This window comes from Pectobacterium sp. PL64 (genome assembly GCF_022477975.1).
Classification (GTDB): Bacteria; Pseudomonadota; Gammaproteobacteria; order Enterobacterales; family Enterobacteriaceae; genus Pectobacterium; species Pectobacterium jejuense.
Map to the genome: position 1 here is coordinate 2,319,098 of NZ_CP092070.1, position 12,848 is coordinate 2,331,945.

General features: G+C 51.2%; 10 protein-coding genes. 4 read left to right on the top strand and 6 right to left on the bottom strand.

Features of this window, described 5'->3' with window-relative positions; genetic code table 11:
* Positions 1-280 precede the first annotated feature (280 nt).
* Complete coding sequence (pgpB, locus tag HP572_RS10225) at positions 281-1,015, bottom strand: phosphatidylglycerophosphatase B (RefSeq protein WP_240585547.1); 735 nt, start codon at positions 1,013-1,015, stop codon at positions 281-283.
* Positions 1,016-1,328: 313 nt separating this feature from the next.
* On the opposite strand from pgpB, the gene ribA reads away from it, so the two are divergent.
* Complete coding sequence (ribA, locus tag HP572_RS10230) at positions 1,329-1,922, top strand: GTP cyclohydrolase II (RefSeq protein ID WP_010276651.1); 594 nt, start codon at positions 1,329-1,331, stop codon at positions 1,920-1,922.
* A 72-nt stretch (positions 1,923-1,994) separates the two neighbouring features.
* Here the strand turns inward: ribA and HP572_RS10235 are convergent, their stop codons facing one another.
* Positions 1,995-3,629 carry an ABC transporter substrate-binding protein gene (locus tag HP572_RS10235; protein WP_240585548.1) on the bottom strand — a complete coding sequence of 545 codons (1,635 nt, stop codon included), beginning with the start codon at positions 3,627-3,629 and terminating at the stop codon, positions 1,995-1,997.
* Positions 3,630-3,875: 246 nt separating this feature from the next.
* Here HP572_RS10235 and HP572_RS10240 point away from each other — a divergent pair, with 246 nt between their 5' ends.
* A complete protein-coding gene (locus HP572_RS10240; protein ID WP_240585549.1) occupies positions 3,876-4,130 on the top strand; it encodes a hypothetical protein in 255 nt (84 codons plus the stop codon).
* A 2-nt stretch (positions 4,131-4,132) separates the two neighbouring features.
* Complete coding sequence (locus HP572_RS10245; protein WP_240585550.1) at positions 4,133-4,564, top strand: putative T6SS immunity periplasmic lipoprotein; 432 nt, start codon at positions 4,133-4,135, stop codon at positions 4,562-4,564.
* 70 nt (positions 4,565-4,634) lie between these two features.
* Here the strand turns inward: HP572_RS10245 and acnA are convergent, their stop codons facing one another.
* Both acnA and HP572_RS10255 read right to left on the bottom strand, forming a co-directional pair.
* Entirely contained in the window at positions 4,635-7,307 is a 2,673-nt protein-coding gene (gene acnA, locus HP572_RS10250) for an aconitate hydratase AcnA (protein ID WP_240585551.1), read from the bottom strand.
* Positions 7,308-7,720: 413 nt separating this feature from the next.
* Positions 7,721-9,025: a dicarboxylate/amino acid:cation symporter gene (locus tag HP572_RS10255; protein ID WP_240585552.1), complete on the bottom strand. Its 1,305-nt coding sequence runs from the start codon at positions 9,023-9,025 to the stop codon at positions 7,721-7,723.
* An 866-nt stretch (positions 9,026-9,891) separates the two neighbouring features.
* Here HP572_RS10255 and gstA point away from each other — a divergent pair.
* Entirely contained in the window at positions 9,892-10,500 is a 609-nt protein-coding gene (gstA, locus tag HP572_RS10260; protein ID WP_039525649.1) for a glutathione transferase GstA, read from the top strand.
* An 86-nt stretch (positions 10,501-10,586) separates the two neighbouring features.
* Here gstA and pdxY read toward each other — a convergent pair whose 3' ends face one another.
* Together pdxY and tyrS are read right to left on the bottom strand one after the other, a co-directional pair.
* Entirely contained in the window at positions 10,587-11,447 is an 861-nt protein-coding gene (pdxY, locus tag HP572_RS10265) for a pyridoxal kinase PdxY (RefSeq protein ID WP_109411202.1), read from the bottom strand.
* 84 nt (positions 11,448-11,531) lie between these two features.
* On the bottom strand, positions 11,532-12,809 hold the full coding sequence (tyrS, locus tag HP572_RS10270; RefSeq protein WP_205555135.1) for a tyrosine--tRNA ligase: 1,278 nt from the start codon (positions 12,807-12,809) through the stop codon (positions 11,532-11,534).
* Between the last annotated feature and the right edge of the window lie 39 nt (positions 12,810-12,848).

Here is a 12,848-nt window from a genome sequence, read left to right on the forward strand (position 1 = left end):
AAAACAGGAATAGCGAAGCAGCTCACAAATTGTTTACATTTTGCGCGAGGCGATAGCGGCAAGAGTCGGGAAGAAACAGAGACGGGAGCGATTTTTAACGTTACGTCAGCAACGGCCCGCAGGGTGACGACAAGGCGGCGTCATAAAAAATGCGGATGACGAATGCCATCCGCAGATTACGTGCTACTGGGGATTATCTATGGAGTACAACCTAAAACAGGAACGACAACTCAAGGGCTACGAGGATTTATTTTCGGCGGCATCCTCCTCCGCCTGCTCTTTAACTTTCTTCATACTGGAGCGAGAGCGGGCCGCACCAACGCTGCGCCAGCCAACTGGCGACCACCACCAGCAGCCAGCTAATTAACGTCGCCACCACGAGATCCTGCGGCCAATGCATGCCGAGTACCAAACGACTGCCCATCACGCCGCTAGCCCACAGCATCAGGATCACCACCGTTTTATAATGGCGACGTGCCCACAGCAGCCCGACGCCCAGCAGCGCCCAGGTTGCAGCAAACATGGTGTGTCCGGAGGGGAAAGCAAAGCCGGTTTCAAACTGCCAGTGGCTGCGCAGCCACTGTGGAATCTGCGCTTGGTCCTGCAACTGCGTTTTCACCAGTTCCGAACGCTCACTGCGCGGCAGCGAATAGAAATAGCTGTCGTCCACCTGATGATTTTTTTCCAGCCAGACCACATAGGGCCGTGATTCCTGCACCCACTCTTTAATCGCCGATTTGATTCCCTGCCCAATCAGCACAGTAATTGCCATGATGACCAACAGGCCGAGCGCAGGTTTCAGGCGAAAACGCAGACACCAGAGAAACCAGATGCTTAGCACAATGCTGGTCAGAATGCCCCACGGCGAGGTCACCGTTTCGGTAATCCAGAAGAGTACGCGTAACCAGAGTCCGTCATACTCCGGTTGCCACTGCCAACCGCTCATCCAGATCATCATTGGCATAATCAGTAATAGCGCTGCACCAATGGTTGTTCGTTTGGCAATTTCGTACATAGTCTCTTCCCGTAATGCAGATAGTTTCTTCCAATAATTCAGCATGATGCCTTGCAACAAAACTTTCACAATTCTATCAGAAAATCCGACACGAACTGTCAGTATGGCGTAAAATAGCGCTCAGTTCTGTCAACGAACCTGAAACCAGACGATGGTCAGGCCAAGTTGTAATTCAATTTTTGTGATGTTCTTAAACAGGCTTTTTTGCTGGTCAAGCGCGATGGGTCGCAGTAGGATTCGCCTCAGCATTCTTGTTTGTGGACACAGCGTTTTTGGACACGGCTTTTTGGATACAGATTTTTTGGAGAAAAGTATGCAGCTAAAACGGGTGGCGGAAGCCAAGTTGCCCACCCCGTGGGGCGATTTCCTGATGGTCGGTTTCGAAGAGATCGCCACAGGCCACGATCACCTCGCTCTGGTTTATGGTGATATTTCCGGTTCAGTTCCCGTACTCGCCCGCGTGCACTCCGAGTGTCTGACGGGGGATGCCCTGTTTAGCCTGCGCTGCGACTGCGGTTTCCAGCTTGAAGCGGCACTGAGCCACATCGCCGAAGAAGGTCGCGGCGTGCTGCTATACCACCGTCAGGAAGGCCGTAATATTGGGCTGCTCAATAAAATCCGCGCGTATGCGTTACAGGATCTGGGGGCTGATACGGTGGAAGCCAATCATCAGCTTGGGTTCGCCGCCGACGAGCGCGATTTCACGTTGTGCGCCGATATGTTCAAGCTGCTCGACGTTGATGAAGTTCGCTTGCTGACCAACAACCCGCAGAAAGTGAAAATACTCAACGAAGCAGGCATCAATATCGTTGAGCGCGTGCCATTAATCGTCGGGCGCAACCCGAAGAATGAGAACTATCTGGCGACCAAGGCTGCCAAAATGGGGCACCTGCTCGATATGAAGTAACGATCCCGTTCGCGTCAGGATCGTTTCTTTCAATGCTAACAGCCGGTTTTTTAACCGGCTGTTTTATTGGGATCAGTGCTTGAGGATGTACATGTCTTGCGTGTAATAATCACCACGCACGTTGGGAGAAAAACCACCGATGTAGGTCTTAACCATCTGCGGCTGGACATAGTAGTAGATGGGCAACAAAGGGATGTTGCTATCTAAAATATCCGAGGCTTGTTGATAAATCGCCTCTTTCTCCTGCTTATCCTTCGCCGTCAGCGCCTTTTTCAACAACGCGTCATATTGTGCATTACTGAATTTACCGTTGTTGTTGCTGTCATTCGTTTCCAGAGTATTCAAGAACGTACTGGCTTCGTTGTAATCCCCGGTCCAGGACTGTCTGACCACCTCAAAGTTACCGGTACGTACGGTATCCAGCATCGTTTTCCATTCCTGATTTTGCAACGTCACTTCTGACCCAAGATTTTTCTTCCACATTGAACTGGCTGCAATTGCCACGCGTAAATGCGACTCAGAGGTGTTGTAAAGCAGGTTGAATTTCAGTGGATGCTTGTCATCAAACCCAGCCTCTTTCAACAGTTTCTTCGCCTCGTCATTACGCTGCTGCTGCGTCCAGTTTGCCCACTCGGGATCCTTGCGCTGGAATCCCCCTATATTTTTGGGAATCAAGCTGTAAGCAGGCGTCTGCCCCATACCTAGCACATTGTTTGCGATGATATTTTTATCCAAACTGAGATCCAGTGCGCGACGGACGCGGGGATCGTCAAAAGGCGCTTTTTGCGTATTGAAGCGATAAAAATAGGTTCCGATCTGTGGTGATACCTTCACCTCCTGCGGATACTCTTTTTTCAGCGATGCAAATTGAACGGGCGACAAAATGCCCGTGACATCAATTTCGCCGGATTTATAGCGATTCAGCTCCGCCGCCTGCGAGCTGATCGGCAGGTACGTCACTTTGTTAATGACGGTATGCGCATTATCCCAATACTGGCTATTGCGCTTGCCGACGATACGTTCGTTAACCACCCATTCGCTCAGCGTATAGGGGCCGCTGCTGACGAAATTCCCGACCTGCGTCCAGTTATCAGGGTGTTTTTCGAGAACCGCTTTCGGCAGCGGTACCAGAACATGATACGCCGACATTTCCAGGAAATACGACAGCGGGTGTTCCAGCGTGACTTCAACCGTGTGGCTATCCAGCGCTTTCACGCCTAGCGAATCCGGCGCTTTCTTGCCCGCCAGAATATCCGCCGCGTTCTTCACATACATGCTGGCGACGTAGGTGCCGTAAGGTGACAGCGTTTTAGGGTCGCTAAGGCGTCGCCAGCTGTATACCACATCATCCGCAGTAATCGGTGAACCATCGGACCATTTGGCATCAGGCCGCAGGTGGAACGTCCACACCGTGTTGTCTTTATTATCCCAGCGTTCGGCCAGTCGCGGCTGAATGGTGCCGTCATCGCCCACGCGAACCAGATTATCAAAGAAGTCGTTAATAATGTGGCCTTCCACATCGCTTTCCACCTTATGCGGATCCAACGACGCAGGCTCTGAACCATTACCTCGCACCAGCTCTTGTTTATCCGCCAGTTCCACACCCGCGGGAACCTGAGCAGCAAAGGCTGATGTCATCGCGCCTGTTGCACACAGCGTGAGAAACAGCAGTGAGTGTTTAAAGCGTTTTTTGATCAACTCATTCATATAACCTCCTGTTATATCCCCGTCATTCTCAAGCGACATTGACGATGTATTCGGGGCGTGGCTGGGCAATAGTTTTTACTTATTCCCCATGTAGTTAGCATCATGACAACATAACCACAATTCATCTGAGGATTCGAGTATTTAATGTGAAGAAACGTGTGCTGGTGCGTTAGGGTTAATATATCTTTCTTAACCGCCAAGAATGAACGTTATACAGTGAGCCATGTCTGGCAGCGTGAGCGAGGTATGAATGTCATATTTAGAGGCTTAGTAAGCTGGGCTGTCAGCTATCGCTACAAGCTTGGTCGTCACGCATTAAGATGCTACCCAATGGAGCAGCAGGCGCAAATAATCGCTGATTATTTCGTTTTAAAGACATACGGCTATCAAGCGTGGAAAATGCTGAGGGCGCGGGGAGATGTGACCCTTGATGGCAATATTTCTGAGACAGAAATACAGCAACAATATCAAAAAACCATGCAGTTCTTTCCCTGGAATTAACGATGACATTTACCGCAAAATTGCCGGCATTTCTGCTTATAGCGGCAAGTTTTCTTCTTGTCGGTTGTCCCGGTTCAGGCGATCGATTACAGCCAGACGAATTGACGTCAGTCAGACAAGCGGAAAACGATCTCTGTTTTTTAGTTAGCGATGCGCAGGATTATCAACCTACACTGATCGCTATCAGCACAAGAACCGCTCAGCCACAGGAATGGACGCTGTATGAAAATCCCAGCATCGTCGTTACGCAAGGCGAACTGTGTATTCCCCCTTCTTTTTACCGCTTTTCAGACGACAGGACATACGTCGTCAGGTATATCTTAAAATCGAAAAAGCACAGCGATTCACGAAGAAGCGTCGTCTCTGCGATAGCATTTACGCACGGTAACGTCCGAAACGTACCGTTGAGGAAGGATGAAGCAGCGTACTATTAATGTACTCGTTCTTCGAGTTGAGCGAATCCACCGAGAGCCGGATTTCAGCCCTCGGTGGCGAGACATAAAATTACAGCATATTGCGGATAACGTAGTGCAGGATGCCGTCGTTCTGGTAGTAGGTCAGTTCGTTACGGGTGTCGATGCGGCAGCGAGTGCTAATTGTCTGCGTGTTGCCGCTGGCATCCGTGATGTTGACCTCAACCGTCGCCCCCGGCGTCAGCTGATTTAGACCCGTAATCGAAATTTGCTCATCGCCGGTTAATTGCAGCGTTTTACGCGTCACACCGTCAGGAAACTCCAGCGGCAAAATCCCCATCCCGATCAGGTTAGAACGGTGAATGCGCTCGAATGATTCGGCAATCACCACGCGGACACCCAGCAAGCGCGGGCCTTTCGCGGCCCAGTCACGGCTGGAGCCGGATCCATACTCTTTACCAGCAAACAGCGCCAGTGGGACACTTTCGTCCTTGTAGCGCATCGCCGCATCATAGATCGTCATCTCATTCTGCGACGGGATGTGGCGGGTATAGCCACCCTCTTTACCGGGCACCATTTCATTACGGATACGAATGTTGGCAAACGTCCCGCGCATCATCACTTCGTGGTTACCGCGTCGTGAACCGTAAGAGTTGAACTCCGCAGTTTCGACGCCGCGCTCCAGCAAATATTTCCCTGCCGGGCTATCGCGCTTGATGTTACCTGCCGGTGAAATATGGTCAGTTGTCACCGAATCACCCAGCATCGCCAGAATGCGCGCGTTGTGGATATCCTGAACCGGCTCAGGCTCTTTCCCCATATCCAGGAAGAAAGGCGTCTGGCGAATATAGGTCGATTCTTCCGGCCATTGATAGGTAGGATTGTTGTCAACCTCGATATCTTGCCACTCCTGCGTGCCTTCAAACACGGCAGCATATTGCTTGTGGAACATGCCTGCGCTGACGTTCAATACCGCATCCGCCACCGCTTGCGTCGACGGCCAGATGTCTTTCAGATAAACGGCTTTTCCGTCACGATCTTCACCTAGCGGTTCTTTCGTTAGATCGACGTTCATATTCCCCGCCAACGCATACGCGACAACCAGCGGCGGCGATGCCAGCCAGTTCGTCTTCACTAGCGGATGAATACGGCCTTCAAAGTTACGGTTACCTGACAGCACTGCGCCAACCGTCAGATCGCCTGCTTTTATCGCCGCTTCAATCGCATCCGGCAGCGGGCCGGAGTTACCGATACAGGTGGTACAGCCGTAGCCCACCAGATTGAATCCCAGTTCGTCGAGGAACGGTGTCAGTCCCGCTTTAGCATAGTAATCCGTTACAACCCGCGAACCGGGTGCCAGCGAGGTCTTGACCCACGGCTTGGTTTTCAGACCGCGCTCTACGGCATTTTTTGCCAGCAGCCCGGCCGTCATCAGCACGCTCGGGTTAGAGGTGTTGGTGCAGGAAGTAATCGCGGCGATCACGACAGCCCCCTGCTGTAAACGGTGCGTTTCGCCTTCCAGCGTGAATTCTTCATAGTCAGAACGGTTCTTCACCGTGCTGACTTCCAGCTCCCGGCTGGCTTGAAAGGCTTCCGGCACGCCCGCTAACGGTACACGATCCTGCGGGCGTTTCGGCCCTGCCAGACTGGTTTCTACCGTCGACAAATCCAGTGCAAGCTGGCTGGTAAAGACCGGTTCATCACCCGCATTACGCCACAGCCCCTGCTGCTTACTGTAGGCTTCCACCAGCGCGATCTGCTCTTCCGCACGGTTGGTCAACCGCATGTAATCGAGCGTAATTTGGTCGATGGGGAAAAAGCCACAGGTCGCACCATACTCCGGTGCCATGTTGGCGATGGTCGCGCGATCCGCCAATGGCAGCGAATCCAGTCCATCACCGTAAAATTCCACAAACTTACCGACCACGCCGTGTTTACGCAGCATCTGCGTGACCGTCAGGACCAGATCGGTTGCCGTGATCCCTTCGCGCATCTTGCCGCTTAGCTTGACGCCGACCACGTCAGGGATCAGCATCGAAACCGGCTGCCCCAGCATCGCTGCCTCGGCCTCTATCCCGCCAACGCCCCAGCCGAGCACACCTAAACCGTTAATCATCGTGGTATGCGAATCGGTTCCCACCAGCGTATCGGGATAGGCAAACTGTTTGTCGCCCTGCTTTTCGTACCAGATGGCCTTGGCGAGATACTCCAGATTCACCTGGTGGCAAATTCCGGTTCCCGGCGGCACGACGCTGAAGTAACTAAAGGCATTTTGCCCCCAGCGCAAAAACTCATAGCGCTCACGGTTACGCGTCATTTCCAACTGCGTGTTATCCACGAGAGCCTGACGATCGCCGAAGTGGTCAACCGTCACCGAGTGGTCGATAACCAGATCGACCGGCGACAGCGGGTTAACTTTATTTACATCACCGCCTAGCCGTTTCACCGCCGCTCGCATTGCCGCCAAATCGACCACGGCGGGCACGCCGGTAAAATCCTGCATCAGAACGCGCGCGGGACGATAGGCAATTTCCCGATCAACGTGGCCCGTTTTCAGCCAGTCTACGACCGCCTGAAGGTCGGCCTGCTCTACCGTGTCGCCGTCCTGATGGCGCAATAAATTCTCCAGCAGCACTTTGAGCGACTTCGGTAATTTATCGATGTTACCGAGCGCTTTCGCCGCCGTCGGCAGGCTGTAGTAATGGTAAGTCTGCTTCTGTACCGTCAGTGTGTCCAGACAAGTGTCGCGAAGGTGTGATGACATGCTTCCTCCCAAGTGAACTTGCTATACCCGTCATACTTCAAGTTGCATGTGCGTTGGCTTCATTCGGTCACCCGAATCACTTACTTGAGTAAGCTCATCGGGATTCCCTCGCTTGCCGTCTGCCTGAAACTCGAATTATTTAGGGTATATTCGTTATTCTGCATCGGGCGATTAATCAATAACCAGCCTGAGCTTGCGGTCTTATTTAAAGATAACACAAACAAAAAATAACGTTTTTGCAACAATGCGATATGAACGCAGCGATAGCCGTTAACTATTGAAAAGAAGCAAATCAGAATAAACGCCAATGGGAACGTGAAGGGATGAAAAACAGTCACGGCCGCGTACGGAGGAGAGAAAAGAGAAAAACGGCCCGAAGGCCGCCTATCTCAGTGTATTAACCTGACGCTAATTTAGACATTCCCGGTAGCCATCACGGGCGCCTCTTCGTCGGAATGCTCATGGTCTTGCTCTTCTAGGTCATGATTTCGCTCCAGTTTGGCAACAACCGCGGTCGCCATGCCGTTACCAATCACATTGGTCGCCGTACGGCCCATATCCAGGAACTGATCGATACCAATAATCAGCAAAATGCCCGCTTCCGGTAAGCTGAACATCGGCAAGGTGGCAGCGACTACCACGACCGCAGCACGTGCCACGCCAGCCATACCTTTACTGGTGATCATCAGCGTCAGCAGAATCAGGGTCTGCTCCGTCAAGCTTAAGTGGATATTGTAAGCCTGTGCGATAAACAGAATGGCAAAAGCCTGATAGATCATGGAACCGACAAGGTTAAAGGAATACCCCAGCGGGAGTACAAAGCTGGTGATTTTTTTAGGAACGCCGAATTCGCTCAGCGCTTCCATCGTTTTCGGATAAGCCGCTTCGCTACTGGCCGTGGCAAACGCCAGCATACTGGGTTCACGCAGCAGTTTGATCAGACCCCAGGTTGCTTTCTTACCGAGGAACAACGCACCAGCACCGAACATGAGCCCCCATAGCAGCGCAAGACCCAGGTAGAACTCACCAATGACTTTGCCAAAGTCGAGGAGAAGCCCCAGCCCTTCGGTCGTAATAGACGACGCCAGTGAGGAAAACACGGCCAGAGGCGCTAACCGCATGACATAGTCCGTCACCCGGAACATCACTTTCGCCAGTTCTTCTATCATCGATTCCATCGTGACAGCATGTTTATTCTGGCCTTTCACAAAAGCCAGCGCGGAACCGAAAAACATGGAGAACACTAGAATCTGCAATATTTCATTATTCGCCATCGCTTCGACGATGCTGCGTGGAAATATATGGGCAATGAAGCTTTTCAGTGTAAATCCACCGGTATTCACGCCGGTATCTACCGCTATTGGCGTACTTGGAATAGCGAGATTCATTCCAACGCCTGGCTCGAAGATGTTTGCTAACATCATGCCAATAAAAAGAGAAACCACGGAAGAACAAATAAACCACACCATCGCCTTCAGCCCTATTCGGCCAACGGAAGAAGAATTCCCCATGCTAGCAAGACCAGAAACCAAGGTGGCGAATACCAATGGCGCAATAATCATTTTTATCAGGCGCAGAAAAACATCGGTCACTAAATTAAAGTAGGATACGACCTCTTTGGCCTCCTGCTCCGTTAATAAAGAATGACAGGCACCGCCGACAACAATCCCGAGAAGAATAGCCAAGGCTATAAAAAATAATAACCTGTTCTTTTTCATAGTAACCTCATGATAATGAATCGAATCAGACAATACGCACTATTAGCCAACATGAGCCGCCTAACGCCTAGGCGTAAGCAGCCTACGGCTTATCCGATTTTTATCGGCGTATTCTCTGTGTCTTGATGTGGTGATAATAGTTACTCGGGAAGCGTATTTATTTTTCCATCACTGATAGAAAAAATGTCGACAAGATGTAACGTATAATTGGAAACGTCGCTACACATTAATATTGCACGCGCGTTACGAAAACCGTTGAACATAACTACCCCTCACTTATTACATGCGATAAATAAAGGGGTAATGTAACTAACTTCACTTTGCAATAGTTCCCCTTCATACCTTTTCCTATTGTTATTTTTAAATATCCATTAGACGCTCACCATGGGGAAATAACTTAAATCGACGGTATCATGAAAAATACGAAACCTGTCACTAATGAAATTTTTCTTATCAACAGATTTAGCAATGATTAATTAACCGCTATAAGTCATGCGTCGAAAAACGCTTCCCAGACCTATCCTTTCTCCCCTCTGCCTCTCGCGATCTTGCCGCCCCAGAAATCGCCTTCACAATCCGTACTGCTGCGGTTTCTGCCCCAGCCAAAAGCAGCATCTGTCATACGCTATATGGCTTTACCGATCGCCGCTGTTAGAACCCAGAAGATCGCCCAGGAATAACGTATGAAAATTTGATTGTGTGCCGCCAAAATCGCCCAAATTTCACGCAAAAATCCTACATAAGGAGTATTTTGCAAGAGGCCTCACACTCTCCCGTTACGTTTTGTTGTAAAAAAACGACATGTAATTATTCAACAATCATCAGCGCATGTGTTGATGGAAAAATAATAATAGGAAGGGGTTTCCATGAAACTGTTTTACAAAGCTGAAAGCAGTTCTCTTTTTACACACATTGTTTTGATCGAATCCAAATTGGAATTCAAGTTGGAGAAGGTCAATCTGCGCACGAAAAAGACAGAGCGTGGAACCGACTATACGTTCATCAACCCGAAAGGGATGGTGCCAGCGTTAGAGCTGGATGATGGGTCTATCCTGACTGAAGGTGTCGCTATTGCCGAGTACATTGCCGATCTGGTTCCGCACTGTAACCTTATCGCTCCGACTGGCAGCATGGCGCGCTACCATACGCTCGAATGGCTGAACTACATCTCTGCTGAGCTGCACAAAACGTTTACGCCGCTCTTCCGTCCTGGCACGCCGGAAACGTATAAAGAGCTGCTGATGGAGTATTTGCAGGTCAAATTCCGCTATATCAATCTGGTGTTGAGTGAACAGAACTATCTGGTCGCCAACCGCTTTAGTATCGCCGATGCGTATCTGTTTACTGTGATGCGCTGGGCGCAGTCGCTAAAACTGGATATGTTCCGCTACCCTGCGCTGGCGGCTTACCTCGACCATATTGCCGAGCGCCCTTCCGTCGTTACCGCGCTTAAGGTTGAAAGGTTGAAAGGTTGAAAGGTTGAAAGGTTGAAAGGTTGAAAGGTTGAAAGGTTGAAAGGTTAACATGCAATAACGCCCCGGTAGTCGGGGCGTTATACGTTTTACGACAGGCGAATCGCCTGGAAGTGATGACGCGGATTGGCAATCCCATCCTGAGCCGCAACCAACTGTAGCTCATACTCATTCATCTCTTTCGTCACCAGCATGACTTCATAGACCGCCGCCGTCGTGTGCTCCAGCGCTTTATCCAACGCCACGCCCTTCAGCAAGTTCACCAGCAGTAATCCACTGGTCAAATCGCCCACGCCGACAGGTTGACGTTCAAATTCTACCAGCGGGCGGCTGATGTGCCAGGCATCCGTCGGCGTCACCAGCAGCATTTCAAAGCTGTCTTCACGCGTGGCGGCGCGACTCAGGTGTTTTACCAGAACGATTTTTGGCCCTTTTTCACACAGAGCGCGCGCGGTCTCTACGGCTTCCGCCACGTTATGTACGGTACGGCCACCCAGCAGCTCCAGTTCAGGCAGATTCGGCGCGATAATGTCGGCCGCGAGCAGAGACTGCTGGCAGTGGAAATCAGACACACCGGGCGCGACGATACAGCCTTTCTCCGGCGTACCCATCACCGGATCGCAGAAGTACAGCGCATCAGGATTAGCCGCTTTCACCTGACGAACAATACCCAGAATATGTTCCCCTTGCTCGGCGGAGCCGATATAGCCGCTCAACACCGCATTACAGGTCTTCAGTTTGTCGATGTTCGCAATTCCCTGCACTACCTCGGTCAGGTGGCTGGCGGGCATCACACATCCCGTCCAGTGACCGTATTGGGTATGATTAGAGAACTGCACCGTATTCAACGGCCAAACGTTTGCGCCCATCCGACGCATCGGAAACTCTGCCGCGCTGTTACCGGCATGACCAAAAACGACATGTGATTGGATGGAAAGTATATTTTTCATTAGCTATGACTCAGATCCTTGCCAGCGCCTGTGCGCCTCAACTTACAAGAAGAAAGGGAGCTAACGCTCCCTTATCGGTAATGCTTATGCTTTCCAGCAGATCAGGCAGTAGTGCTTTTTGCCGCGACGCAGCAAGGTGTAGCGATCAAAAAGACGGTCGGCATCGCTGAAAGTGTATTCAGGGTCAGCCTGTTTTTCGCCGTTAATGGTGACCGCATTCGAAGAGATCATCGTACGGGCCTGACCGCGTGACGGCACTAACTCAGCGCTGACCAACGCCTGTTGCAAATCCGCACCGTTTTCCAGTTCGATAATCGGCATACCATCTTGCGCCAGCTGCGCAAAGTCGTCCTGCGTCATATCCTGCAATGCGCCAGAGAACAGGCTTTGTGTAATGCGGCGAGCTGCTTCCAGACCTGCTTCGCCGTGAACCATACGGGTCACTTCTTCCGCCAGCACGTACTGCGCGCGTGGAGCCTTGCCGCTATTTTTATCTTCTTCTTCCAGCGCATCGATATCTTCGAGGCTCATGAACGTAAAGAATTTCAGGAAGCGGTACACATCGGCATCCGCCGTGTTGATCCAGAACTGGTAGAATTTGTAAGGGCTGGTCTTGCTAGCATCCAGCCAGATTGCGCCGCCTTCCGTTTTGCCGAATTTCGTCCCATCAGATTTGGTGATCAGCGGCACAGTCAAACCGTAAACCTGTTTCTGGTTCATGCGGCGCGTCAAGTCGATACCGGACGTGATGTTACCCCATTGGTCGGAACCACCGATTTGCAGCTCGACATCATGCTGCTTGTTCAGCGAGGCAAAGTCGTATCCCTGCAACAGGTTGTAGGAAAATTCGGTGAACGAAATGCCGACGTCATCACGGTTTAAACGCTGTTTGACGGCTTCTTTGCTAATCATCTGATTAACGGAGAAGTGTTTGCCGATATCACGCAGGAAATCCAGCACGTTCATACTGCCGAACCAATCGTAGTTATTGGCTGCGATCGCGCTGTTGTTACCGCAGTCAAAATCCAGGAATGGAGACACCTGACGGCGAATTTTCTCTACCCACTCACCCACGGTTTCAGCCGTGTTCAGCTTACGTTCTGTGGCTTTAAAGCTTGGGTCACCGATCAGCCCCGTGGCACCACCAACCAGCGCAACGGGCTTGTGGCCAGACAGTTGGAAGCGTTTCAGGCAGAGCAGCGGCACCAGATGCCCCAAATGCAAGCTGTCGGCGGTGGGATCAAAGCCGCAATACAGTGCAATTGGCCCTTGCGCCAGCCGCTCTGCTAACGCTTCCTCATCCGTCACCTGGGCAATCAAGCCCCGCTCTTGCAATTGTTTAATCAGGTTACTACTCGCCATCGATAACTCCATTTTTATAAAAATAGGCCGTTACGTTCC